Here is a 25,109-nt window from a genome sequence, read left to right on the forward strand (position 1 = left end):
GAATTTCCCCCTATAAAAGTATACGGGGGGTAATTCTTTATTTAGTTGTTTTAAGCAATATTACTTTCTGATTGTTTTTTTGCTTCGAGCTCTTCATTGTAAGAAATACTATCTTGCATTCTGACAAAAGGAAGATAAATCATTACTGACATTGCAATGGTTACTATTTGCAATAAAGCCCCTCTCCAGCCGCCAATCAAGAAGCCAGAAACAACCGGCGGTGTGGTCCAAGGAACCTGAAGTGCATTGAAAGGCTCTACCCATCCCCAAATGATAGAGAAGTAAACCATAAATGATGCGATTGCAGGAACAATAATAAAAGGAACAAACATTATTGGGTTAAATACAATTGGCATGCCAAAAATGATTGGTTCGTTTATATTGAATAAGCCAGGAGCTAAAGATAATCGACCGAGCTGCTTTAAGTGCGATGATCGGGCCACTATAAGGGCTGCAATAATAAAACCAATGGTAATACCTGATCCCCCTAGTTTCGTAAATACATCCAAGAATTGAATGGTTACAACTTTAGCATTCTCGCCTACAACAAGCTCTTTACCAGAATCCAATATTGCTTGGTTTTGTAGAGCATTGGCTGTTAGAAGCGGTCCCATTACTCCCATAATAATGGCAGCACCATGAATTCCACACCACCAAAGAAGTGACATTAAGACCATGATAAGAACTGCACCAGTAAGCGTGTCCGTCAAATTTTGCACGGGTACTTGCAGCAGTTTATAAACAATTTCAGTGAATGTCTTATTTGCAAAAGCTTGGCATAATCCAAAGACAATGGCAGCTACTGTAATGATGGCAAACCCAGGAATTAGTGCAGAGAACGAGTTTGCAACGCCTGGCGGAACACCTTCTGGCATTTTAATACGAATATCACGCTTAATAAACTGCGAATACACAAAACCAACAAATAGACCAACTACAATCGAGGCTAGTACACCCTGCCCGCCGGTCCAAACTTTGGGAATAACACCTGTGACGGTTTCTCCGCTTTTTGCCAAGACAGAGGACTGAGTGATAATAAGGAAGGCAACTACACCTAAAATACCAGCTGGCGTACCTTCAATTTTTTCGTTCCGGACGTATGAATAAGCGATTCCAAACACACCAATAAGAGCCAGAATATCAAATGTAGAACCGACAACCTGGGTAAGTGGAAGGTTCCACTGTTCTCCAAATAATTTCACCATAGCCTCTTCCCAGCCTGGAATAGGGGCAGCGAGAATTAATAGAAAGAGAGAGCCGATAATTGTCATCGGCATTGTTAAAATAAACCCATCCTTAATTGCAAGTGTTGGTTTTGCATTTGCAAATCGAAGGAAGAACGGGGTGAACTTTTCAAATACACTTTCTAAGCGACCCATAGGGGTACCTCCTTAAAGTTCTTCTGCGCGTGTAGCGATAATATCCTTGTACCAAAAGAATGATTGCTTTCGTTTTCTTGCAAGATTATTTTTGTGATCGACATAAATGAATCCGTATTGTTTTTTATAACCATTTAACCAGCTAAGCAAATCAATGACAGACCATGCAAAGTATCCTGAGACGTTAATTCCTTCCATGACAGCTTTTTTGACAGCGCTTAAATGATTTTCAATATAGTCGATTCGAGGTTGATCATGAATCTCTTCACCAACGATAGGATCTTCATCTCCTAAACCGTTTTCCGTGATATACATTTTGATGTCCCCGTAGCGTTCTTTAAGCATACGCATCCCTTCTAGAAAAGCATCAGGAGCGATTTCCCATCCCCATTTGGTATATACCTTTTCTTCCATCATGACTGTTTTGTATACACCGTCAAATGAAGGGTTTCCAGGTTTACCTGTTGAGTTCTCACGTCCACCAGACAATACGAGGGCTGAATCGTTTTTCATTACGCGCTGTGGGCAGTAATAGTTTAATCCGATGAAATCATTCATAGGTGCCGTTCTATGAAGCAAATCCAGTTCCTCTTCTGTCATTTGCGGGAGTAGCCCTTTAGCTTCGAGCTCTTCTATTACATATTGTGGGTAAGCTCCTTTCAAAATTGGATCATAATACCAATGTGTCGAATATGCATTCGCATGTCTTTCTGCAAATTTGTTCTCTTCGTCTTCATCAATGCTAAACGCCGGGTTAAAAACATGAGTAATGCCAATTTCCCCCTCATAGCTTGACTGTTTGAAAAGTTCAACCGCACGGGCATGAGCCACAAACACATTATGTGTCGCCTGAAAGTATGCTTTCGCATCCCCTTCAATTCCTGGTGGATGAGCACCGGTTAAATAGCCTAACGAACAAAAGATAACCGTTTCGTTAAAGGTAATCCAATTCCGTACTCGATCGCCGAATGCTTTAAAACAAACATCAGCAAACGTGACAAATGCATTGGCTGTTTTAGGATTTAGCCAGCCGCCTTCTTCTTCAAGCGTTTGAGGAAGGTCCCAGTGATACAATGTGACGAACGGAACAATTCCGTGTTTTAAACATTCATCAATGACATTATTATAGAATTCCAATCCTTTTTGATTTACTTCACCTGTACCGTTGGGAAGAATACGTGTCCAGGCAATGGAAAACCGATACGATTCCAATCCCATCTCTGCCATAAGTGCGATGTCTTCTTTATATCGGTGATAATGATCAATGGCCACATCACCGTTTGTTCCTTCAAATGTTTTACCGGGAATCTTTGAGAAGACGTCCCAGTTCGAAACCCCTTTACCGTCCTTGTTCCATGCCCCTTCTACTTGATAAGAAGCTGAAGCTGCGCCGAACAAGAAATCTTTTGGCATTTTCAAATCATTCACCCCGTTTATTTATTCGCTAATTTAATCGCGTGTTCAAGTACTTTTGCACCATTCATCATGCCGTAATCCACCGTGTTAATAACATCAATAGCGACACCTTTTGGTTCACAAACAGCTTTTCCTTTGTTTAACAAATACTTTACCTGAGGACCTAATAAAGCAACATCGATATTATCAACATACTTTTCCATCTCTGACTCAGGGTAAGCTGCAATCTCAGCTTCTACACCACGCTCACCAGCAAACGCTTTCATCTTCTCCACTAACATACTTGTAGACATACCTGCTGCACAGAATAATCCAATCTTCACCATATCAATTCATCCCTTTCAATAAGTTAATTTCTTTTTGCATGGTCATCATATGATCCAATAGCTCTTTTACTAAGATCGTGTTCATCAAATGGTCTTGGGCATGAACCATCAATACACCAACCCGTGCCGATTTTCCTTGGGCCTCTAGTGTGACAAATTTTGTTTGAATAGCATGTGCTTCGTTTAAAATTGCATTCGCTTTTACTACTTCTGCTTCTGCCTCTTCTACTTTGTTTTCTCTGAGCAGATGTAAAGCAGCGTGATAGCTCGCTTTAGCATCACCTGAAAATGCAATTAATCCAAAGATATCTTCAGAGCTAATCTCAATTGATTCTTCAACCATATATGTACACCCTTTCATAAGTACAAATCTAATTTGTTGGTACAAATTTTATAAATTTATAATAACTCACTCAGATTCATATGTAAACTATTTTTTTTATTTTCAGACAAAAAAAAAGAGCCCTGAGCTCTCTTTGCACCTTAACTACCTTTCATATTTGATACTTTTAGCAATTTTACATGTTTGAAGTGATGCACTGACTGTGAGTAATCAAATATTGCACCGTTTATTAAATAAACCGTATTATCTACCACCAAAGCCGGATCATTCTCTTTTAATCCCAATAAATCAGCTTGCTCACACATAAGATAATCGGCACGAATAACACGATCTGCAAAACCAATTGCTAGTTGCTGGTCATTGCGTAAATATGTATAAATCGATTTTTTCACAATATTTTCATCAAGGTATTTAACAAGATTTTTGTTGAAATACGAAGTTTCAATTGAAAATGGATCACTATCAACATATCTTAGCCTTTTTACATAATAAATAGGTGTTCCAATCTTACATCCCATATTTTGGGCTAGTTCCTCATCCGCATTAATTAATTTAAAATCTAGCAGCTTGTTTTCTACAAGGCGGTCACTAAAATCATTGGTAACTCCTTGTAGCTTTTCAAGATTAACGTATCCATTGTTGTGATGATTACGAATAAATGCACCGCTGCCCTGAACTTGATATACATATCCTTTATTCACGAGAATTTCAATTGCTTTTCGTACTGTATTACGGCTCACCTGATACTTTGCTGCATATTCATCTTCAGTCAAAAGTTTATTTGTTTTTTGATAAACATGCTCAGTAATATCAGATTCAATTTGGCCAGCTACTTGCAGATATTTTGGCATCATTCTGTTTTACACCTCTCTATACAAACTAAAAAACTAGGGATTATTATAGCATAAAATACTGAAATCGTAATCATAACAGTAGTTAAAATGGATGATTACTATAAATGGGACAACAAACCAAGTATATTTTATCTAAGGTGTGTTATTTATGTACATGCAAAACCGAATGGACATTAGTGGAGCAGTGTGACAGAAAAATCAAATCAACATTACCGCGTTACATATTATGCATTTTTCGGATTCCGTTACATGGAAGTAGAAGTTAGTTGAACCTGATATTTATAATAATACGGTAAAATCAAAACAAAGATCCCTTAGTTATACTTTTACGAACCCTCGATTTTAGAGAGAACGGTATTCGCTAACTAATTTAATGCGTGATCTTATTTTTCATCTATAAAAAACTATTTTTAAATTCACATCATACTGTCTGTTCTCGGCAGGTATTTTTCTATACGTTCATATGTTACAATAGAGAAAGAACATAAATTAAAATTATATGGTCTCTTTGTACCCTAGGTTTCCTTATAATGGAAAGAGGTACTTTTATGAATATACTTGAAATAAAAAAAACGCTTTATACTCTTATTCAGTATGAGGATAGCGCTATTACTCATACCATTCCTGAAGTACTGGAATTGTCGTATTGTAAAACATCTAAGATTTTTCAAATCACTACACTTACGGATCAAAAAACCTTAAATTATAACGATTATGATATAGATAACGCTTCTGAAGCTTTATACAAGATCTTAAACTGAAGAAGGCAATTCAATGATTCTTCTATCTTTTATTTAACAAACGTGCGACTGCACAATATGTGTTATTTTAAACAAAAGAAACTCCTGGTATATGTCCAGGAGTTTCTTTTGTTTTTCTAATAAATCTAATTTTAAAAAACCACTCAGACATAGTTAAAACAGCACGAAACAGTAAAGGTACCGCCATTATTTCTTTGATTAAAAAATTCCTATAAAAGGTCGTCTATTCTTTACAGAATAAAAATAAAAACAGCCCTTGAAAATGACTTCAAGGGCTGTTTTTATTTAAATCATACTTTCTCACAAGTTAAATCATAGTGTAAGGCTGTATCAGGAACTGTAGGATTAGGATAATTTATTTTCACTTTATACTGTAATTCTTTTTAATGATGAAATAGATGAATTCTTCTTTTAGATTATTTACAGAGTTTTGCCCTTTACCCTATTCTCATTTGAATGAATCGTTTGATCTCTATTTCTTTTTCTTCTACTAAGAAAATAGATAATAAAACCTACTAAAACTAATAAAGTAATTAGAAGGACACTTGTAGGAAAGTATAACGTCCCTATATGGATACCAAGAAATTGAATCATTATCCTTTCACCTCCATATGAGATTAGTAAACGACCCTAGTAAAATACTTTCAGTTCAGTATCTTTCCGATTCATAAAACATTCGTATAGAAGCACAATATTATATATAAAGCAGCATGCTAGTAAGATTTACTAATACTTCTCGATCACTTAGTTTCTTCGAAAGTTATTGCAAGGAAAAACCATTACACACCTTTTTTTGCAATAATGATTATACGTTCTTGTTTCATTTCACCGACACATTGTTTAGCTTCTTCTTGGGTTAAACCTAACGAGGCCATTTTAGAATGAAGTTCATCTTCACGAGAAAATAACTTGTTAACTGCAGATTCAAAAACTCCTTGTTCAGAAGCTCGATATTCTTTTGTATTTGTTGTATTTGTTAAATATTCCGAGCGCTCTTTATTATAGGTCAATAAATAAATTTCACTTTTACTAAACCCGTTGGCAAAAAACTCTTCAATAAACTTATTTGCCTGACCACTATTTTCTGCTACTTTAATTTCCTTCACTATTTTCTCCTCCTCTATCCCCATAGAATATGTCGTTCTACTAATAGGTGTATCCTTAAGCATCCAATTAAAACCAATTTATTCGGATATGGGATAAAAGACTATAAACTATCAGCTGAATATTGTATAAAATAGGGTAATTTATCTACTTCCAAGCCAATAAAATATAGACTGCCTATTTCACTTATTACCGCAAAAGGAAAAAAATAATAAATAAAATAACCAGATTCATTTGCGCAATCGTTCCCATTAAAAAGTGCGTTAACCCTACTTGGATTAACGCACTTGAGAGATACGTATGAATTAACAAAATTCACTCTTTTTATAGAATCTAAAATGCTTTTACATGTTAAAAATAAGACTCCGTTTGGATGGAAAGAGTAATTGGTAAATTTAGGGTGTTCACTGTCCATAAGATAATAACCGATAATGTTTGATAAAAGTGTAATTTATAGTTGCGTATTTTAGGTTGATGGCTTTTCTGATGACTTATTGCCCGGTGCAAACCAACCCAATAGCGCGATACCAACTAATACTCCATAGAAAATCAGTGTCCAAGCAGTGCTATGAGGGAAATGAGAATCTAAAACCCCGATATCTTTATGTGCAAAAGTAATAACCGCAAGTTTCACACCGACCCAGGCAACAATTGCATATGCTGTCGTTTCTAAGGCAGGTCGCTTTTCGAGAAGTTTTACAAACCAGGTTGCTGCAAACTTGATTAAGATAAGACCTGCAACTCCTCCAAGAACTACAACTGCAAACTGTCCTCCATCCATCCCACCGATTTCTCCAAACTGTGAATCCGGAAGCCCAAGAGCTATGGCCACTGCAGCTAAAATAGAATCGATGGCAAAAGCAAGGTCAGCTAACGCAATTTTCCCCACTGTTGGCCAGAACCCCTTTCCAGCAGACTCCTTCTCATCATCATCATGAATATTCTCATTATGTTTCCCAAACCGCGCCTGAATGACATGCTTCAAACCTAGATACAGGAGATAAACGGCTCCTATGGCCTGTATCCACCAGACGTTGGCGATAAATGAAATGGCAAAAAGAGCTCCAAATCGAAAAATAAATGCCATCAGAATTCCGTAATTAATCGCTCTTTTTTTCTGATCCTCGGGTAAATGCTTGGCTATAACTGCCAGTACAAGAGCATTGTCAGCTGATAATAACCCTTCTAATCCAATTAGAATCAATAATGCCCATACGTATTCGAGCCAAATAGATTCCATCCGCTTCTCCCCTTTCCAAAATGTAAGCTGCTATGCTAAAGGTTTTGTTTACAATAGAATAACCATATATGCTAAAGGCAACCCTAAAAGATAGGATTTTCATTATTTTAACACTAACCTTCTATAAAATACTTCTTTAAATACAAATAAAAACCAAATTATTAAATTTTTACGTTTTTTATCATATAACGTCGCTTTTTTACATGATTAATGAAAACTTCGGGCCAACATCTCTATAAGTTGGATGGTTAATAGGTAATCGCTATTATTTCAGGCTTTTTTTACAAAGTGCTTGCGACCAATGAAAAGAACGGCTAAAAAATATTCATCAATATTTTTTAGCCGTTCTTTATTTCTTCTTTGTACCATGAAATAAAACAGGTCAATTAGGACTAATCCCTACCCAAAAAAGATCTACTAGAGCCTGAGCCGTTTTTTCAGGGCCTCCTAATTCAGTTATTAATTCTTTTTTATTCCGAATCATTGTGACCATAGAAAATGTATGCGCAAGCAAGCGAGGGCTTGTTACGACAATTTCACCGTTGTTTGCAGCTTGTTTGAATACGTTCTCCAATGCCTGATGTATGGCTTTCTCTGCTTCACGAATTTCATGAATATGATCTTCTGTAAGCGAAGAAGTAGCTTCCTGCAATAATGTTTCAAAATCAATATGCGGTCTCTTTAAGTGATCCAATGTTACCTCGTATAATCTATGTTTCAGCCCTTTGGAATTTTGTAATAATTTCTCTGTCTGTTTTGTAATACGTTGGAACATGCTTGATACCGAAACGGTAAATAAAGTGGCCTTATTTTTAAAGTAGTAGTAAACACTAGCCTTAGTCACATCGCTAGCCTCAGCTACTTGCTCCATTGAGACTCTTTCATATCCATATGCCATAAATAAATGGGCAGCAGTCTTTAAAATTTGCTCTCTTGTTATATTATTTTCAGTTGTTATTTTGGGTCTGCCAGGCTTTTTTTTTGGTGTCTTATCAGTATTCATAAGAGGGCCTCCTTCTAGTTCAAGAAATTGCCACATTTAAACTAGTTGATTAATTAACCTTCTGGTATATATAATTATTGAAGGTTCTATATATATTGTAATAGAAACAAACAGATTTGGAAATGAGGGAGAATTAATGAAAGAATCACCTTTAGCAACATTCAGCCGATTTATGACTGGGAAAGTGAGTCGATGGGTTGTTATTGCCGTATGGATTCTGGCCACTGTAGTCCTAACGATTGCTTGGCCTGCCGTGAATGAGACGGAAGTGAACAATGCACCCAACTTAAGTGAGAATTCACCTTCCGTAGAAGCTGAAAATCTCATAAAGAAAGAATTCCCTAACTCATCAGGGGTTCCTGCCTTACTTACATGGCACAAAGAATCAGGTTTGAAAAACGATGATCTAAAATCTATTCAGCAAATGGCGGCAGCTTTAGAAAAAAAACCATTAGAAGAACAAACGTCTACACCGCCTTTGCATAAATTACCGTTAGCAGCTTTACAAAAAATGATATCAAAAGATGGTACCACGCTTGTACAGCCTATTTTCTTTAAAGAAAACGCTGAGACGGATGTACTAGAAAAAAATCTAGATACGATTAAAAAACAAGTAAAAGAAAACGTTTCATACGATTCTTTTGCGACGGATATAGATGAAAAAGATAAATTAAGCACGCGCGTTACCGGTCCTGTAGGAATTCAAGTAGATGCAACGAGCTTATTTGAAGGAGCAGACGTTTCGTTACTAATTGCGACAGTTTTATTAGTCTTAATTTTACTTCTTGTAATTTATCGTTCCCCAATTTTAGCGATTATTCCTTTAATTGGTGTAGGTTTTGCCTATGGGGTTCTGAGTCCAATTCTCGGTATTTTAGCAGATAAAGGATGGATTACGGTCGATTCACAGTCCATATCCATTATGACCGTTTTATTATTTGGAGCCGGAACAGACTATTGTTTATTTTTAATTTCTCATTATCGCGATGAGCTTCGCAAAGTAAAAGATAAGAGACAAGCACTTATCAACGCCTTTAAAGGTGCTTCAGGTGCTATAGCGATGAGTGGCTTTACGGTTGTCATCTCTCTTTTAGCTTTAATCGTGGCAAAGTACGGGGCTTACCACCGTTTTGCAATCCCGTTTAGTTTATCTATTCTGGTTATGGGATTAGCGAGCTTAACTCTTATTCCTGCCCTTCTTGCAGTTATGGGAAGAGGTTCTTTTTATCCTTTTGTTCCTCGCACTCCCGAAATGGAAGAAGAATTGGCGAAAAAGAAAGGAAAACCGGTGCGTGACCGAAAAGAGAAAAACCGTTTCGGGAATTGGATCGGTAATGTGGTTACGACTAAACCATGGACAATCATTGTAGCTTGTCTAGTCTTTTTTGGAGCTTTATCCATATACTCTAGTCAAATCAAGTACACGTATGATTTATTGTCTTCTTTCCCTGAAGATATGCCTTCTCGTGAAGGATTTACGATTATCTCTGACGCTTACTCTCCTGGTGAACTAGCACCAGCACAAGTAGTAATTGATACAGAAGGAAAATCGGTAGATCTAGAAAAAGAGTTAAAGAAAAACGATCTTATTAGTACCGTTTCTGCACCTCAAAGCGGTAAAAGTAATAAGGATTTAAAGGTATATGACGTCACGTTTAATGTAAATCCATATAGTATAACAGCTATGGAGGCTATTCCAGACTTGAAAGATGCAGCCGAAAAGGCACTGTCACAGTCCGGAGTTTCCTCAGTAAAATCCAAAGTATGGATTGGCGGTCAAACAGCGACGCAATATGACACGATGACTGTTAGTGATAAAGACAACAGTATTATTGTCCCGTTAATTATTATTTTTATATCGCTGCTGCTAGTGGCTTACTTGCGTTCTGTTGTAGCTATGCTTTATTTAGTGGGAACCGTTATCCTCTCTTACAGTGCAGCTTTAGGCTTAGGCTGGCTCATCATCCACAATATCATGGGAGCAGATGCTATCCAAGGAGCGATTCCTTTATATGCATTTGTATTCTTAGTGGCGCTTGGTGAGGATTATAATATTTTTATGATCTCAAGCATCTGGCAGAAAAAGAAATACATGCCGTTAAAACAAGCGATTAAAGAAGGCGTAAGTGAAACGAGCGGTGTTATCACATCAGCTGGAATTATTTTAGCTGCTACATTCGCGGTTCTAGCAACACTGCCTATTCAAGTTCTGGTTCAGTTCGGAATTATCACGGCTTTAGGTGTTCTGTTAGATACATTTATTGTGCGACCATTCCTTGTACCTGCGATCACTACGGTTTTAGGAAGATTTGCTTTCTGGCCAGGTAAAGCTGAAGTGGTATCAGAAAAAGAGAATTAAGTAGTAAAACAAAGGTGTTTTATAATTGATTTACTATATGGCTTCTATGAATGTAAAACCAAGAAAAAAGCAAAGAGAATATTAATATTCTCTTTGCTTTTTTAATTTACTTCCATCTGTGCTCTTCTTTATCTGTTAGCTTTACGATAAACGGAAATAAACCAATAAGAGATATAGCAACAATCCCACTTAAATAACCTAGCCCCATTAAAGGACCAGCACCTTTAAAGGAGATAAATTGTCTGGTATGGCATTTAGGACACTTCTTTCCTTTCTTAGAAAACCCAAGTAACCATACATTTTTAGCGTTCCATTTGTAATTGCAATGATTGCAACAAGCCATATATACTCTACCTTTCTTGTCTTATACTTTTATTTGTTTTTATGTAATTTTTGAGCGGAATTATAATGTTAGTTCATATTAGTCTGATGATGATTAAAAGCCATATTTATAATTTCTCCAAGCAACAGTCCTACAGCTGCTACTGGTATAAACACTTTAAACATACTACTAATAGAAACATCTAAGCCTAAAATCAGTAAAAGAAAATAACCAAATAAGAATCCTGTACAGATAAATGAATATTTTTTTATCAATTTTCTCAAAAAAACACCTCTTTTGCTTGAATACTCCATTCACATCTTTATGTATAAAAGGATCATTCATTCTTAACAAAACGTTTATTTCTTTTTTTAACTTGAACGACTTTATAAATAAACAAACCTAAAGAAACCAATAAAATTAACCAAAAGATTTGAAAAGCTACGTCCGCCCAATTAACACTTGATATATCCATATTATCGCCTCCTATATCTTTTACGAACGAATTTCATAAAAGTTCCATATTTGTATTATTTATTGTGTTTTCTAAGTGATATTCTCACTTGCACTTTAGAACCTCCTATAATCAGTCTTAACTTTAAATGTATTAAAAAAGGGGAATACACTTTGTAAAAAGGTGTGATTTTATTAACTTTTTACGTATTACCACAACGGCTGTTGTTCTTTCTTTTTTTGGTGTGATATTCAGAATCATTTACGGCCAAATAATTGGGGAAAAAGATTTTCAATTAGAAAGTCTCATTGGTCTCTTCGTTGGATTTTTTGTGAGTATTTTTTTCATTTATTGTTTTAATGATTATCGTAAAAAGAAAAAACATAATTAATTCACTAATTAGCAAACGAAGCACTCAATGCAAATTTTAATAATCTAGAATGGCTTTCCGCACAACTTTCATAAAAGCAGCTATTTAGGATAAATTATTACTGAAGAAACATATGCTACTGGAGGTCGTAACTTGTTAATAGGTGAGATTGTTCAAAAGCTAAATAATGGTGCTTCTTATGAAGATATTGCTTCTTCCATTGAAATTAGTGTAGATATCTTGAAAGATGATTTAAAGAAATTCGGATTTCATTACGATAATAAAGAAAGAAATCTCGTATTTACAGGGTACGAATCTGAATATGAAAATACACTTTGTATTTGTTACTCTGATATCAGAAAACTTTCTACTTAACATTTTTGCGTTAAAATGATTTCGCTTCTATTAAATTATAAAAGCGTGGACTACATTCAGCCCACGCTTTAACTATCTTCATTTCAGTTCTCTTTTTAATACTTTACCGAGCTGATTTTTAGGGAGTTGATCAATAAAATAAACTTCCGGAACTTTGTAACTTGCCAATCGTTCTCTACAATAATTTAGAATATCTTCTTTTGTTAAAGAAGAAACAGGATCTTTTACCACGTAAGCTACAGGTTTTTCTCCATAAACAGGATCTTCTACGCCTACTACAGCAGCTTCTATAACAGTATCCATTTGCTCAATGATTTCTTCGACCTGATCGGGATAGATATTATCACCGCCATATACGATAACATCTTTATAGCGTCCCATAATATATAAAAAGCCGTCTTGATCTATCTTTCCAGCGTCCCCCATATAGAACCAGCCATTTCTAAGAACTTTGTCAGTCGCCTCTTGATTATGCCAATAGCCTTTAAAACAATAGGGGCTTTTTATAATAATTTCTCCAACTTCCCCTGTTTTTACTTCTTTTCCTGATTCGGGATCAATAATTTTCACTTCTACACCGGAAAGAGGCTTACCCGCCGATTCAATTTTTTTATTTCCCATATCCGGTGTCCATACACTCACTGTCCATGCTTCTGTACTTCCATACCCTTGGATCATTCTAATGCCTAACTTTTCATACTCCTTAATAAGATAAGCAGGAACTTTGGCTCCTCCTGCAATAGCAACCTTTAGTGAAGATTTCTTTGGCCCTGCATTTTTCACTACTTCGAGCATCTGCATATACGTAGAGGGAAACGCTAACATCATAGTGATCTTATGAGTTTCAATCGTTTCCCAAATGATTTCTGGTGTAGGATCTGACAACAGAAACAACCCCATTCCGTTGGAAACAGATTTTAAAATATTGTTAATAGAACTCATATGATAAAAAGGATGCGAGGCAAGAAATCGACCATCCTCTTCATAGTCTATTCGTTGACTCGATGGTTGTATATAAGAATACACGTGACCATGCTCAATCATACAGCCCTTTGCATTGCCAGTTGTTCCAGAAGTAAAAAGAAGCATCGCAATGTCATCTTGAGAGACCTGTATATTTGGATTTAGTATAGAATACGCAGAAAAAATGTCATTATATTCTTCAACTGTCTCCACACTATTTTCTCTTCCTACTTGTAAAGTAATAACGTCATTTAATATTTCAGAATCAAAAGGAATAACCTCATGAAATTTTTGGTCGTAGAAAATAACTTTAGGTTGTGCACTGTCTAAAATATCGATAATTTCGTACTTCGTCAGCTGCCAGCTAATAGGAACCGCTACGGCTCCAATTCTTAATGCAGCTAGCAGAATTGTAGGAAACGGATGATTATTTTGACATAGAATTGCAATTCGATCTCCTTTTTTAACATTATGGCTTAACAGGTAATGAGCCAGCTGATTGACACGTTCATTATATTCTTTAAATGTATGGAAAGATGTACTCCAAATTAAAGCCTCTTTTTCAGCAGATTGTTTAGCTCTTTGCTCTAATAGTTCTCCAAGTGTATACATGATAGCTCTCTCCTTTAATGATAATGACCAGTTTGAATCATATTTAAATGGTGCTTCATTCTAATTATTTTTAACTCTATAAACTACATTACCCAAACTTAACGTTAACGAAAACGTCAATTATAGACGTTTGAAAAATTCATATCTTTTGAACATGTAAAAGATACATATTAGTTATTCAGAAAAGACTATTCAGTATACTTTGAAGCTTATGCTGAGGAGTTCATAACGCTTGATCTTGTAAGGTTCTTTTCTTTTTTTAACTTTAGTCTCCTTTTGTAGCAGCTATTACGTATGTTCTCTTTCTATGCATCGAGTTAATTGCTAGTTGCACTCTCCATGTGAATAACAAAAGTCTTAAGAGTTATATTAATAAAAACGCTAAGATAATATAGAGCTTCTCTTCTTGCTATAGGATCTATAATGACCATGGAGGAAAATATGAATAAAGTCTTTTTTATTTTTATGATTATTGGTGTACCTCTTTCAATTATTGGCAGCATGTTTAATTGGAATTATATTTTCATGTTTTTTATTTATTGCGTGACATTAATTAGTTTGGCTAATTACATTAGACGTTCCACTGAAAGCCTTAGCGTTGTAGTAGGTCCAACAGCAGGCGGATTACTGAATGCTACGTTTGGCAACGCTGCGGAAATTATTATTTCATTTTTTGCATTAAGTAAAGGATTAAATACAATCGTCATTTCCTCAATTACGGGAGCAGTTCTTGTTAATCTTCTTTTTGCCAGTGGAATATCCATGATCGTTGGAGGTATTCGATTTAAAAAGCAAAAATTTAGTGTGTTTAAAACACGACATAATACTTCCCTCTTAATGTTTGCTATTATCGTAACTTTTGTATTGCCGTTTATCTTTGCAAAACGCTTGGATGATAAAGATATGCAGGTTCTATCCACTTCTTTTGCTATTGTGATGCTGACCATTTACCTGCTTGCTCTTCTTTTTAAACTTGTCACGCATAAAGGGATTTTCACCGGAAACGCAGAAGAAAATGGAGAGGAACCAGAATGGGAAAAAAGAAAGCAATCGTTGTGCTTGGACTGGCGACAATTGTACTAGCTTATATTAGTGAGAAACTTGTTGGCACCATTGAGCCAGTAGGTGCTGCTTTAGGCTGGAGTCACGTTTTTATTGGAATTATTGTTGTCGCCATAGTGGGAAGTGCTGCAGAGTACGTGTCAGCAATTGCCATGGCCTATAATAACAGAATGGACGTAATGGTGGAGATCTCCATTGGTTCAACCGTCCAAACGGCCATGTTTGTTGCTCCTATACTTGTTCTGTTCTCATACTTGTATGATTTCTTGCCTCTTGTGTTTAATACAGCGGAAATGATTGCGATGATTCTTGCCGCTCTCATGACGGTGACCGTTGTGAACGATGGTGATTCCAACTGGTTCGAAGGTGTTTTACTTGTTGGTACCTACATTGCGATAGGCTTTAGTTTTTACCTTTTATAGAATTTTTTCAAGAAAAAGATGAAAATTTCAGCTTACATAAAGACAAAGCTTGATCATCTTTTTAAATCTTGACGAATAATATATACACAAAAATTTGCTTTTCTTTTGCATGGTTTTCAACTTTAAACACAATTAAAGTATTGCTGTATTGATAATATATAATCGTATATGAACAAGAAAAACGAGCTCTTATCTGCTAAGAGCTCGTTTTTTATATTTATTTTATCTACCTTACATATAACCGTTTCAAATAAACAAAAGACACCAGTAAACCTAAAATGTATGTACATATTTTGAAGCGAATGACATATTAATAGCTCAAGAGACAGTGTTTACTAATAAAAGTTAGAGGAGATGAGAGTGAGAATGGATAATTTTAATTCACAATCATCCACTGATCATCCAAACCCGCAAGTATGGAATTTTGTTTCAGCTCCTAATTTACATCCCATGAAGGTTACCATTAATACTAATAAGCCTGGAACAGCTCCCGGCCTATTATTTGTTGCACCTTATACGGTATATGGAGCAGCGATGATTGGACAGACCGGCGCACTAATTATGGATCAGACGGGTAATCCAGTGTGGTTTAGACCGCTTGCTAGTAGGTATATCCAAAATACAGACTTTCGAGTACAAATATACTGCGGGAACCCTGTTCTTACGATGTGGCATGGGACAATTTCAGGCACTCAAACTTCAAACCCTAACCTTCCAGTAGGTGAACCTGAGCCTGGTGCTTATTTTCAAATTATCAATCAGCATTATGAGGTCATTAAAAAGTTATTTGCTAAAAAAGGGTTTACCTCTGATTTGCACGAGTTTACAATCACCAAACGGAATACGGCTTTATTTACGGCGGTAAAACAAGTACCTGCAGATTTATCTAAGTATGGAGGGCTCTTAAACGGGTATTTTAGTAATTACTCTATTCAAGAAGTAGACATTGAGACGGGAGAGCTTCTTTTCTTTTGGGATGTACTTAAACATATTAATCCAGCTGATTCGATGGTACCTGCTTCATCCGCAACAAGCTCTAACAATATATGGGATTGTTACCACGTAAATTCAGTCGAAGAAGGTCCAAACAATACACTTTTAGTGAGCATGCGTAGTATGTGGGCTATTTATAATATTGACAAAGAAACGGGAAAGGTAATTTGGCAACTTGGTGGAAAGCAAAGTGATTTTAGGCTTGGACCGAACGCTAAATTTTCTTGGCAGCATGATGCGCGCTACAGGTCCGAAAACAGGATAAGCTTGTTTGACAATGCCTGCTGTGCTTCTCCTGATTCTCCACCTCAAGGGCAAGCGCGTGGTTTAATTCTTCACTTAGATTATAAACACAAGGTTGCAAATGTAGATCGAACATATTATCATGACCCTGCTTTATATGTTCCAAGTCAAGGAAATGCGCAAAAGCTTTCCAATGGAAATCAACTCATTGGGTGGGGACAAGAACCGTACCTTTCGGAATTTAGGAACGCTGGCAATACACGGAGAAACCCTTCATTTAATTTGTTATATGATATGCAGTATCCAAATCAGAATCTTTCGTATCGAGCCTTTAAAAATAAGTGGGTAGGTCTCCCACTTTATCCGCCTAGCATAACTGTAGACTTATTGCCCGACGGTGAAGCTACAGTTTACGCATCATGGAATGGTTCAACAGAAACAGTCGCTTGGCAGGTACTGGCGGGACCAACACCTTTTAAATTGTCAGTAGTGGTATTTAGTACCCCTCGTACTGGATTTGAAACAGATATTCATGCTGAGGCAGGTGGTCCCTATTTTCAAGTCAAAGCATTAGATTCATGCGGGAACGTCATTGGTACATCACCAACTACTTACGTGAAAATAAGACGAAATAGACGAAAGTGAGCATTAATAATCCTCTATTAGATTTTTAAAAATGTTCGTATAGTGCCCCTACTCTGATGACCTGGGGGAATACTTGATATAGATGAGTATGGGGTACTTTTTCTCTCGAATTACTTACCTTTTAAAACAACATCTTCTGATTTGTCATTCCATTTAACAGTTAAAATCAAATGTTTAGATTTCATTATACCTTCACTAGCGTCAACCTTTACTTTCTCTTTAAAATTCCCTTCTTCATTTAACCTTGCGTCTCTCACTGCAATTCCATTTTGATTATTTGAAGTGTCTAAATTAATTCCAAAATCCCCTACGTTTTCTACCTTACTACCTAGATAATTTAAGTTAATTTGAGCTGTTTCTTTACTATTTTCAACGGGATATAACGTAATAGTAGCTGACCAGCTTTGAGTTTCACCTGAAAACTCTAAAGGATCCTCAACTTTACTTTGACATCCAACTAATGAAACAAAAAAGAAAAGACTAAATAAAGCAATACAAAACTTTCTCATCCTCGTCCTCCATGTAAACAGTATAATGTCATTTTTACTAACTTATATTGTATTAAACTATATATTTTTAGTTAACGCCGCATAGAATATTATCTAGTAAAGAACATATGTAAGATCTTTTTTAAAAACTGATCGTAGATTTTGAAAGATGCGCTAAATGCGGAACGTTTCTTTTCACTTTCCATTATAATTTTATCCCCTTTTATCCTCAGGCATATTCTATATAAAGCAAATTGCCGTTAGTTTAAACAATGAAAGGTCTCCCAGAAATAATTCTGAGAGACTAGTAAAAAAATTAACCTGTGAAAAAACTTACAACACCTATCAGCACAAAAAATATGAGAATTGCAGATAGAATGAGTACAACTGTAAAGATAGGTTTATACTTTGCTCTATTTTCTTGATTACTTATCTTATTATGTAAATCATCTAATTTTCTTTCAATTTCATCCAGACGTTTTTCAGTGTTAATATCCATCACCTCCTACCTTTTATACGAATTACTCCTCTAAAAGTTTCCTAATTACTGTATTTTAAAGAATATATATGTAAAAAACACTTTAAATTGTATGTATAGTTAGTTACCAAAATCTTCTTTTCCCATAGTAAACGTTCATTAAAAAACAAAAATCTTAATCTAAATCAAAAGTGAAAGGGACTTACTTGTTTGATAATAAACGAAATAATAAACGAAACAGCAATTGTTGCCGCTAGCTGCTTTGGAGTTTTGTAAAAGACTACGCATAAAACAGCATACATAATGAATTCTTCAATATAGTTTACATGTATATAAAATATTCCAACCGCTAAAGAAAGACTTAACAATAACCCCATAGGCAAAGCTGGTAATATCCAAGCTAGACGTAAATTATTTTTAGCCATCCATACAATAGCTGCTAGAAACGGAGACGCTATTGCGATACTTCCCCACAGTAAAAAATAACTAGTTGGAAAAAATCCAAATAAAAAAGCGGAATATATATAATAGCCTGTTAGCATTCCTATAAAGAACATGAATGTATTAAGAGCCGCACTAATTTTGGTTTTACTATACGCAGCTATAAGGGTAGCAATCAGTATCCAAATCCCTGTCCTCGAACACAAACCTCCAAAATATGGCAGGATGTTCATCCGCCAACTTCCATCAACACCTGCAACAGTATCTAAATATTTGGCTGCTATCCCCAAAGCTGTACCGAAGACTAAATAGATAATAGAAAATGCAAGTTTGTTTGTAGACTTAACTATTCCAATAGTAAACTCCCCCTAACCAAAGAAAATCTATTAAAATGTTTTAACTCTTTCGTCCAAAAGCTTTTGTATCAATATTTTTGTCATCTAGGAAACTCTCTATCTTTATCTGCTCTCTTCCATTTACACTTTTATTTTTATTCATAAGTGACTCAATTTCTGTTTCAGAAAAATCTCCTTCACTCATATGCTCAACCATGTCATCGATTGCTTGATCCAGTTCATCCAAAATTTGATTGGAACCCATAATATAGCGGCTAATTCTCTCTGAATCTTTTTTATATCCTTCTGGTAAAGTATTTTGCGAAATATAGGTGGAAAAGTTATGATCATTTGCTTTCACCAGGTCTTTTAACTGTTCAAATTTTTTCGTTTGAGCTTTATTTAATTTTTGATCGGACTCCATCATTTCTTCAAATTGATCACCGGTATTGGATAGATCCTCGTTAGTATCTAAGTATGTCTTTATACTTTCTTTCATTTCTTTTTCATCAATTAAGGCATTATTTTTCGATGAACTAAATATGGAAGTTGGTAATACAATTTTTCCACTAGCTTCTTTTGTACTTTCCTGATAAGAACAAGCGCCTAATAAAAAAATAATTATTAAGCTAAAACAAAGTTTTTTCAATTCAAACGCTCCCTTTAACAATGTATTTTTTTCCATTAATTTACACAGAAAATTTTAACATTAAAATCCTCTTAGGACTATACATCTAGAGGCGTATATTGGAAAAGTCCCCCCACCTAATTAAATATAGCAAAAAATGTTAAGAACAAAGATTTGTTTGCTGTTATAGTGAACGTAAGGTAGGTGAATGTAAATGAATTATGTAACTTGTATACAGAGAACGCTGGATTACATTGAGGAGAATTTGGAGACACAAATCACTTTAGAAAAGTTAGCAGAAATTGCCTGTTTTTCTCCTTTTCATTATCACCGTGTCTTCCAAGCCATGGTTGGAGAATCAGTGATGGATTATGTGAGGAAACGAAGACTTACGCACGCAGCAGAACGCTTATTTTTCACAGATGAAAAAGTCATTGATATCGCACTTGATGTTGGTTTCCACTATCAAGAGTCTTTTAACAGAGCGTTCAAAAAATTTTATGATGTTTCACCGAAACAATACCGTAACGCAAGAAGAATATCTGGACCGCTACGGGGAAAAGCCTACCTAACTACCACACTTTTGTCAGGAGGAAATAAAATGGAACCAAAACTAGTCACTAAACCTGCTTTTTATGTCATTGGATATGAGCTAAAAACGAAGAACGAGGGTGGCCAGAATAATAAAGACATTCCTGAATTTTGGCAACAGTACATGCAAAATAGATTGGGATCTAAAATTCCCAATCCCATAAACGAAAACACGGAGCTTGGTATTTGCACTGATTTTAATCCTGAAACGGGTGAGTTTGTTTATGTAATTGGCATGGAGGTAGAGAAAGACACTCCAGCGCCTGAAGGAACTGTTTATAGAAGCTTCCCTGAGCTAGAATATGCGGTATTTACTACACCAAAATCAAATGAAGAATCCTTTACTTCTTCCATTCAGTCCACATGGAATTATGTTTTCACAGAGTGGTTTCCAGAATCAGGTTATGAGCACTACGGATCAATGGAGTTTGAACTGTATGATAAGAGATGCTATGGTTCAGAAAACAAAGAGATCGACATCTACATTCCTGTGAAAAAACAGATCGTTAAGGCATAAAAAAGAAAAGCATTGCAAGTAGAAATTCACTTATAATGTTGAAAATATTCCTATACAAAAGCCCAATCTCTAAGCAATTAAATTTAAGAGCGGGCTTTTTATTCTTTTGCATTGGGAATTTTGGAATCAGCCAATTTGAATATTCCCTTCATTTTTAGTTATCATAATGTACGATATCGGCAATAAAAACATCAGATATACAGAGAAATACGATGTGCTTTTCTCTCCGATTACTTAATTCTTAAAACAATATCTTCTGATCTGTCACTGGATATTCTGTCACTGGATATTCTGTCACTGGATATAAGGTAATACTAGCTAACCCGCTTTGATCTTCTTCTAAAAACTCTAAAGAATCCTCGACTTTATTTTGACATTCAACTAATGCGACAAAAAAGAAAACAAAATTAGATACATTTACTATCATTTTATTTTATGTATTTTCCTCACGTGCATATTTTTTACATTTTATAGGAATGATAACGTTACTCGTTGTATAACAAATATTCACTCATATAAAAGGTGGTAAAACGTGCGACAAAGATATCTTCTGAAAAGCCCTAATAAAAAAAAGACAACAGCTTGTTCAGCAACTCCCTTATATGATGATGTAAATAAAAATATAGAGAGGCTATTGAACGAATTAGGAAATAGTTCTGATGTGTCGTTTCGAATGGTTGAGTCTCCGCATCAAAACACGTTAAAAGCAGCCGTTATTCACCTTGACGGATTAGCAGATGAAAACATTATAAATGAGAATATCATGACTCCTCTTATTCAGTGGTTTAAAGAAAGTAATCAAGTAGTAACCGTCGAAGAGATAGAAGAACAAATACCTCAGATGTTGACTGTATCTCAATTGACTATAAAAGAGAATTGGCATGAATTTGTGTCAGCAGTTTTAACTGGTGATACGGTCATACTAATGAATGGAAGTTCTAAAATTTTCATTGGCAATACAAAAAAACTTCAGTCCCGCGCAGTAACAGAACCAACCAGTCAAACGGTTGTTAGGGGACCTAAAGATAGTTTCACAGAGAATTTAAGGACGAATACTTCTTTAATACGAGCTAGAATTCAGGATTCTAATTTACGTTTAGACAGCATGAAAATTGGAAGCGTAACTCACACAGATATAGGAATCATGTATATTCAAGGAAATGCAGATGAACGTATTGTAGAAGAAATCAAAGAACGTTTAAAAGGGATTGAGGTAGATGGGATCCTTGAGTCGAACTATATTGAAGAATTTATCCGGGATGATAGGACCACTATTTTTCCACTTCTATTAAATACAGAACGACCTGATGCCGTTGTAGGAAATTTATTAGAGGGACGAATTGCTATTATTGTACAAGGAACACCTTTTGTTTTAATTGCACCCGCTATTTTTTCTCAATTTTTTCAGTCTCCCGAAGATTATTATCAAAATTATTATATTGCTTCCTTTTTAAGGATCTTGAGATTTGGTTCTTTTTTTCTTTCTATGTATGCGTCTGCTATCTATTTAGCATTGATTACGCATCATCAGGGACTTATTCCAAACACATTAATGGTCAGCTTAATGGCTCAAAGAGAACGAGTTCCTTTTCCAGCAATTGTAGAAATATTAGTGATGGAACTAGCTTTTGAGATGTTGCGAGAGGCAGGAATCCGAATGCCTAGAGCAATCGGACCAGCAGTCTCCATTGTAGGAGCACTGATTTTAGGACAAGCAGCTGTAGAAGCTGGTTTTGTATCAGCGGCTGTTGTGATCATTGTTGCTATTTCTGCTATCAGTAATTTTACACTGCCATCTACTAGCATTGTCAATGCGGCCCGGGGCTTTCGATTTATCTTGATTCTAATTTCAGCATTTATTGGCTTATATGGAATTTTGCTTATGACCTTATGTATATGGCTTCATATAAGTAGTCTAAGATCTTTCGGTGTCCCCTACTTTTCACCTTTTGCCCCCTTTGATTTTAAAGAGCAAAAGGATACTTTAGCTCGATTCTCTTTACCATCTCTTTTAAGAAAACAACAAAATAAATAAAAGCCACATAAAGATGAATGAGGATGAAAAATGAAAAGTTACCTTTCACTTTTATGGATCACTGCCCTTTGTTTATGTGTTTCAGGATGTTCGAATTATCGAGAATTGAACCAAATAGGAGTCATTATAGGACTGGGAATTGATGAGAATAAAAATTCGGAAGAACCCTATAAAGTAACCTATCAGATTATTAACCCAAGTGGCTTGTCACAAGGCAGTTCGTCGGGAGGACAGGGTCTTCCTATCATTAACTACACAGTAACTGCCAAATCGTTAGTGGAAGCATTAAAAAAAGCCTCTGTCGTCATTCCAAGAGAACATATTACTTCTCATCTTTCGCTTATCGTCGTAGGTGAAAAGTTAGCAAGAAATGGTCTTAGCTTATTATTTGATGCCTTGGATCGAGGCAAACAAGCTCGTACAAGTATTCCAGTTTTTATTGCGCGTGATGGAACTGCTGAGAAATTGCTTGGTGTGATTGAACCTTTTGAGGTTACTCCAGTCAAAAGTATCCTAAGTACAACCCAGAACAATCAAAAAATGTATGGAATAGTTAGTAATGTACAAGCATATGAAGTTATTTCTATACTTTTGAGTGAGGGAAAAGATCTATCTCTTCCTGGAATCAATATTAACAAACCCTCTCAGCAGTCAGAAGAAGCAGGCAATTTAGAGAATACCAGCCCAAGTGCTATGCAGGTAAAAGGATTAGCTATGTTTAGAAAAGGAAAATTAGTTCGATGGCTGGATGGGGATGAAGCTCGATCTGTTCAACTTGTTACGTCTGAAGTGAAGAGCACAGCTCTTGTTTTCCCTTGTAATATAAATGAGAATATCACAGTTACAGCGACTGGAATAAAAAGTGAAATAAAAACAAAAATCCGCCGTGGACAACCTTTTATTCATACAGATCTGAATGTGATGGGAGAAATTACGGAAACATCATGCCAAAAAGATTTAAGCAACCCTAAGGTATTAAAAGAGTTGGAAAAAGAAGTCCAAAATGAACTACAAAAGGAAATTACAAAAACTATTAGCATCGCACAAAAAGAAAAGGCAGATATATTTGGCTTTGGTGATAGCTTATCTCGAACCAACCCTAGTTATTGGCGTCAGCATAAACAGAATTGGGAGAGTCTATTTTCAAGTGCGAAGGTATCGATGAATGTGAACGTCACTATCGTAAATACCGGAATGCGTACAAATCCTTATGAGGTAAATTAGATGAGGAGCTGAAAAAGCATTGACTAAAATAAAAATCGATGGGTTTCAATTATTTTGTATGATGTTTATCTTTATATTAGGCAGTACATTGCTTTTAGATATAGGAAAGGCTGCTAAGCAAGATGCATGGATCGTTCCCTTTTTGGCTACTATTTTTGGATGTGCACTGTATTTAGTCTATATCTCCCTATATAAGAGATACCCTAATATGCCTTTAACCGGCTATCTTATTAAAATCTGGGGTAAATACGTAGGCAGTGCTATCAGCTTTTGTTATATTATATATTTTGTTTATATTGCTTCTAGAGTACTACGTGATTTTGAAGAATTACTAATTAGCTCTTCTTACTATGTTACATCGATTATTACGCTCGGCATATGCATGACCTTTGTGTTAATTTATAGTATTCACTTGGGAATAGAAGCATTCGCACGAGTTACATGCTTATGTTTTGTTGTTATTTTACTGACTCTTTTTATATTAAACGTTTTGTATGTAGTAGGAGGTTATATCAAAGTGGAAAACCTTCAACCCGTATTAGCAAATGGATGGGGAAACATAGGGAAAGAGTTAGTCCCTCTTGGCATTACTGTCCCTTTCGGAGAATTGATTACCTTTACTATGCTTCTTCCTTATTTGAATAAAAAAAGTCAGGCTGCAACAATTGGACTATCCGCCATTATAATAGGAGGGATTGTCTTAACCATTAATTCAATTATTCTTTTATGTGTACTCGGACCAGAGACTGTTTTAAGATCTTCTTTCCCAGCTCTTACAGCTGTGAGTTACATTAACATAGCCAGTTTTATTCAAAGGCTGGATACCTTTATTCTTATTCTCATGGTCATTTTAGGTTTTGTTAAAATATCCATCTATTTCTTTTGTGCCGTGATTGGGGCAACTGATTTGTTTCGTATGAAACCTTCTGTTACAAACATTTATCTAATTGGTGGTGTTATTTTTTTCTCCTCACTGATGATTGCTCCTAGCTACCAAGCTCATATAAATGAAGGGCTCAAAGTTGTTCCTTATTTATTACACCTCCCTTTTCATATAGCAATTCCTATCCTATTGCTGATTACAGCATATATTAAGCAAAAAATAAAGCCTACCCTTTCATGACAA

At 35.6% G+C, this 25,109-nt stretch carries 23 protein-coding genes and 1 pseudogene; 9 read left to right on the plus strand and 15 right to left on the minus strand.

What is annotated here, in order from left to right; all coding sequences use genetic code 11:
- Positions 1 to 50: 50 nt before the first annotated feature.
- The 5 genes from ACH6EI_RS16080 to ACH6EI_RS16100 all read right to left on the minus strand — a co-directional run bounded on the left by ACH6EI_RS16080 (position 51) and on the right by ACH6EI_RS16100 (position 4,318).
- Positions 51 to 1,379: a PTS sugar transporter subunit IIC gene (locus ACH6EI_RS16080; RefSeq protein WP_098627288.1), complete on the minus strand. Its 1,329-nt coding sequence runs from the start codon at positions 1,377 to 1,379 to the stop codon at positions 51 to 53.
- Between the two features lie 12 nt (positions 1,380 to 1,391).
- Positions 1,392 to 2,798, minus strand: a complete 1,407-nt coding sequence (locus ACH6EI_RS16085; RefSeq protein WP_108674572.1) for a GH1 family beta-glucosidase — start codon at positions 2,796 to 2,798, stop codon at positions 1,392 to 1,394.
- A gap of 14 nt (positions 2,799 to 2,812) precedes the next feature.
- Positions 2,813 to 3,121 carry a PTS sugar transporter subunit IIB gene (locus ACH6EI_RS16090; RefSeq protein WP_014460687.1) on the minus strand — a complete coding sequence of 103 codons (309 nt, stop codon included), beginning with the start codon at positions 3,119 to 3,121 and terminating at the stop codon, positions 2,813 to 2,815.
- Between the two features lies 1 nt (position 3,122).
- Positions 3,123 to 3,464 (minus strand): PTS lactose/cellobiose transporter subunit IIA, encoded by a 342-nt coding sequence (locus ACH6EI_RS16095; protein WP_033578591.1) that lies wholly within the window; start codon positions 3,462 to 3,464, stop codon positions 3,123 to 3,125.
- 140 nt (positions 3,465 to 3,604) lie between these two features.
- Positions 3,605 to 4,318: a GntR family transcriptional regulator gene (locus ACH6EI_RS16100; RefSeq protein WP_014460689.1), complete on the minus strand. Its 714-nt coding sequence runs from the start codon at positions 4,316 to 4,318 to the stop codon at positions 3,605 to 3,607.
- Positions 4,319 to 4,866: 548 nt separating this feature from the next.
- On the opposite strand from ACH6EI_RS16100, the gene ACH6EI_RS16105 reads away from it, so the two are divergent.
- Positions 4,867 to 5,079, plus strand: coding sequence for a hypothetical protein (locus tag ACH6EI_RS16105; protein WP_047751259.1), 213 nt, complete (start codon positions 4,867 to 4,869; stop codon positions 5,077 to 5,079).
- A 779-nt stretch (positions 5,080 to 5,858) separates the two neighbouring features.
- Here ACH6EI_RS16105 and ACH6EI_RS16110 read toward each other — a convergent pair.
- The 3 genes from ACH6EI_RS16110 to ACH6EI_RS16120 form a co-directional block, all read right to left on the minus strand.
- Positions 5,859 to 6,185, minus strand: coding sequence for a YflT domain-containing protein (locus ACH6EI_RS16110; protein ID WP_034264999.1), 327 nt, complete (start codon positions 6,183 to 6,185; stop codon positions 5,859 to 5,861).
- Between the two features lie 464 nt (positions 6,186 to 6,649).
- Entirely contained in the window at positions 6,650 to 7,423 is a 774-nt protein-coding gene (locus ACH6EI_RS16115; RefSeq protein WP_034265004.1) for a TerC family protein, read from the minus strand.
- A gap of 382 nt (positions 7,424 to 7,805) precedes the next feature.
- Positions 7,806 to 8,426, minus strand: a complete 621-nt coding sequence (locus ACH6EI_RS16120) for a TetR/AcrR family transcriptional regulator (protein ID WP_033578589.1) — start codon at positions 8,424 to 8,426, stop codon at positions 7,806 to 7,808.
- A gap of 136 nt (positions 8,427 to 8,562) precedes the next feature.
- Between ACH6EI_RS16120 and ACH6EI_RS16125 the strand changes: the two genes are divergently transcribed.
- The gene (locus ACH6EI_RS16125; RefSeq protein WP_108674571.1) at positions 8,563 to 10,785 is read left to right on the plus strand and encodes an MMPL family transporter; all 2,223 of its coding nucleotides are present in this window, start codon (positions 8,563 to 8,565) and stop codon (positions 10,783 to 10,785) included.
- Between the two features lie 411 nt (positions 10,786 to 11,196).
- Here the strand turns inward: ACH6EI_RS16125 and ACH6EI_RS16130 are convergent, their stop codons facing one another.
- Both ACH6EI_RS16130 and ACH6EI_RS16135 read right to left on the minus strand, forming a co-directional pair.
- Positions 11,197 to 11,391: a hypothetical protein gene (locus ACH6EI_RS16130; protein ID WP_028413858.1), complete on the minus strand. Its 195-nt coding sequence runs from the start codon at positions 11,389 to 11,391 to the stop codon at positions 11,197 to 11,199.
- A 53-nt stretch (positions 11,392 to 11,444) separates the two neighbouring features.
- The gene (locus tag ACH6EI_RS16135) at positions 11,445 to 11,582 is read right to left on the minus strand and encodes a hypothetical protein (protein WP_165635762.1); all 138 of its coding nucleotides are present in this window, start codon (positions 11,580 to 11,582) and stop codon (positions 11,445 to 11,447) included.
- Between the two features lie 502 nt (positions 11,583 to 12,084).
- Here ACH6EI_RS16135 and ACH6EI_RS16140 point away from each other — a divergent pair.
- Positions 12,085 to 12,306, plus strand: a complete 222-nt coding sequence (locus ACH6EI_RS16140) for a hypothetical protein (protein ID WP_033578586.1) — start codon at positions 12,085 to 12,087, stop codon at positions 12,304 to 12,306.
- Between the two features lie 78 nt (positions 12,307 to 12,384).
- Here the strand turns inward: ACH6EI_RS16140 and ACH6EI_RS16145 are convergent, their stop codons facing one another.
- The gene (locus ACH6EI_RS16145; RefSeq protein ID WP_108674570.1) at positions 12,385 to 13,881 is read right to left on the minus strand and encodes a class I adenylate-forming enzyme family protein; all 1,497 of its coding nucleotides are present in this window, start codon (positions 13,879 to 13,881) and stop codon (positions 12,385 to 12,387) included.
- A 441-nt stretch (positions 13,882 to 14,322) separates the two neighbouring features.
- Between ACH6EI_RS16145 and cax the strand changes: the two are divergent.
- Together cax and ACH6EI_RS16155 are read left to right on the plus strand one after the other, a co-directional pair.
- Positions 14,323 to 15,365 (plus strand): annotated as a pseudogene (gene cax, locus ACH6EI_RS16150) (calcium/proton exchanger).
- Positions 15,366 to 15,731: 366 nt separating this feature from the next.
- Complete coding sequence (locus ACH6EI_RS16155) at positions 15,732 to 17,246, plus strand: arylsulfotransferase family protein (protein ID WP_108674569.1); 1,515 nt, start codon at positions 15,732 to 15,734, stop codon at positions 17,244 to 17,246.
- 110 nt (positions 17,247 to 17,356) lie between these two features.
- Here the strand turns inward: ACH6EI_RS16155 and ACH6EI_RS16160 are convergent, their stop codons facing one another.
- From ACH6EI_RS16160 to ACH6EI_RS16175, 4 genes are all read right to left on the minus strand, one after another.
- Positions 17,357 to 17,755, minus strand: a complete 399-nt coding sequence (locus ACH6EI_RS16160; RefSeq protein WP_033578582.1) for a hypothetical protein — start codon at positions 17,753 to 17,755, stop codon at positions 17,357 to 17,359.
- Positions 17,756 to 18,050: 295 nt separating this feature from the next.
- A complete protein-coding gene (locus tag ACH6EI_RS16165; RefSeq protein ID WP_014460704.1) occupies positions 18,051 to 18,233 on the minus strand; it encodes a hypothetical protein in 183 nt (60 codons plus the stop codon).
- Between the two features lie 164 nt (positions 18,234 to 18,397).
- Positions 18,398 to 18,886 (minus strand): DUF6518 family protein, encoded by a 489-nt coding sequence (locus ACH6EI_RS16170; RefSeq protein WP_034265031.1) that lies wholly within the window; start codon positions 18,884 to 18,886, stop codon positions 18,398 to 18,400.
- A 163-nt stretch (positions 18,887 to 19,049) separates the two neighbouring features.
- Positions 19,050 to 19,637 (minus strand): NDxxF motif lipoprotein, encoded by a 588-nt coding sequence (locus ACH6EI_RS16175; protein ID WP_165573362.1) that lies wholly within the window; start codon positions 19,635 to 19,637, stop codon positions 19,050 to 19,052.
- A gap of 193 nt (positions 19,638 to 19,830) precedes the next feature.
- Between ACH6EI_RS16175 and ACH6EI_RS16180 the strand changes: the two genes are divergently transcribed.
- From ACH6EI_RS16180 to ACH6EI_RS16195, 4 genes are all read left to right on the plus strand, one after another.
- A complete protein-coding gene (locus tag ACH6EI_RS16180; RefSeq protein WP_108674567.1) occupies positions 19,831 to 20,724 on the plus strand; it encodes an AraC family transcriptional regulator in 894 nt (297 codons plus the stop codon).
- A 532-nt stretch (positions 20,725 to 21,256) separates the two neighbouring features.
- Positions 21,257 to 22,759 carry a spore germination protein gene (locus tag ACH6EI_RS16185; RefSeq protein ID WP_034265040.1) on the plus strand — a complete coding sequence of 501 codons (1,503 nt, stop codon included), beginning with the start codon at positions 21,257 to 21,259 and terminating at the stop codon, positions 22,757 to 22,759.
- Positions 22,760 to 22,789: 30 nt separating this feature from the next.
- A complete protein-coding gene (locus ACH6EI_RS16190; RefSeq protein WP_108674566.1) occupies positions 22,790 to 23,983 on the plus strand; it encodes a Ger(x)C family spore germination protein in 1,194 nt (397 codons plus the stop codon).
- Positions 23,984 to 24,002: 19 nt separating this feature from the next.
- Complete coding sequence (locus tag ACH6EI_RS16195) at positions 24,003 to 25,106, plus strand: GerAB/ArcD/ProY family transporter (protein WP_033578576.1); 1,104 nt, start codon at positions 24,003 to 24,005, stop codon at positions 25,104 to 25,106.
- The last annotated feature ends 3 nt before the right edge of the window (positions 25,107 to 25,109 follow it).

This window comes from Priestia sp. JSM ZJ58 (genome assembly GCF_044383985.1).
In the GTDB taxonomy this organism is placed as follows: Bacteria; Bacillota; Bacilli; order Bacillales; family Bacillaceae_H; genus Priestia; species Priestia zanthoxyli.

Excerpts from the sequence above, each read along its gene's own strand:
- ACH6EI_RS16190 (WP_108674566.1), top strand. The coding sequence starts at position 22,790 with ATGAAAAGTTACCTTTCACTTTTATGGATCACTGCCCTTTGTTTATGT.
- ACH6EI_RS16095 (WP_033578591.1), bottom strand. The coding sequence starts at position 3,464 with ATGGTTGAAGAATCAATTGAGATTAGCTCTGAAGATATCTTTGGATTA.
- ACH6EI_RS16170 (WP_034265031.1), bottom strand. The coding sequence starts at position 18,886 with ATGAACATCCTGCCATATTTTGGAGGTTTGTGTTCGAGGACAGGGATT.
- ACH6EI_RS16100 (WP_014460689.1), bottom strand. The coding sequence starts at position 4,318 with ATGATGCCAAAATATCTGCAAGTAGCTGGCCAAATTGAATCTGATATT.
- ACH6EI_RS16090 (WP_014460687.1), bottom strand. The coding sequence starts at position 3,121 with ATGGTGAAGATTGGATTATTCTGTGCAGCAGGTATGTCTACAAGTATG.
- ACH6EI_RS16135 (WP_165635762.1), bottom strand. The coding sequence starts at position 11,582 with ATGGATATATCAAGTGTTAATTGGGCGGACGTAGCTTTTCAAATCTTT.
- ACH6EI_RS16105 (WP_047751259.1), top strand. The coding sequence starts at position 4,867 with ATGAATATACTTGAAATAAAAAAAACGCTTTATACTCTTATTCAGTAT.
- ACH6EI_RS16125 (WP_108674571.1), top strand. The coding sequence starts at position 8,563 with ATGAAAGAATCACCTTTAGCAACATTCAGCCGATTTATGACTGGGAAA.
- ACH6EI_RS16080 (WP_098627288.1), bottom strand. The coding sequence starts at position 1,379 with ATGGGTCGCTTAGAAAGTGTATTTGAAAAGTTCACCCCGTTCTTCCTT.
- ACH6EI_RS16145 (WP_108674570.1), bottom strand. The coding sequence starts at position 13,881 with ATGTATACACTTGGAGAACTATTAGAGCAAAGAGCTAAACAATCTGCT.
- ACH6EI_RS16180 (WP_108674567.1), top strand. The coding sequence starts at position 19,831 with ATGAATTATGTAACTTGTATACAGAGAACGCTGGATTACATTGAGGAG.
- ACH6EI_RS16160 (WP_033578582.1), bottom strand. The coding sequence starts at position 17,755 with ATGAGAAAGTTTTGTATTGCTTTATTTAGTCTTTTCTTTTTTGTTTCA.
- ACH6EI_RS16115 (WP_034265004.1), bottom strand. The coding sequence starts at position 7,423 with ATGGAATCTATTTGGCTCGAATACGTATGGGCATTATTGATTCTAATT.
- ACH6EI_RS16165 (WP_014460704.1), bottom strand. The coding sequence starts at position 18,233 with ATGGATATTAACACTGAAAAACGTCTGGATGAAATTGAAAGAAAATTA.
- ACH6EI_RS16120 (WP_033578589.1), bottom strand. The coding sequence starts at position 8,426 with ATGAATACTGATAAGACACCAAAAAAAAAGCCTGGCAGACCCAAAATA.
- ACH6EI_RS16155 (WP_108674569.1), top strand. The coding sequence starts at position 15,732 with ATGGATAATTTTAATTCACAATCATCCACTGATCATCCAAACCCGCAA.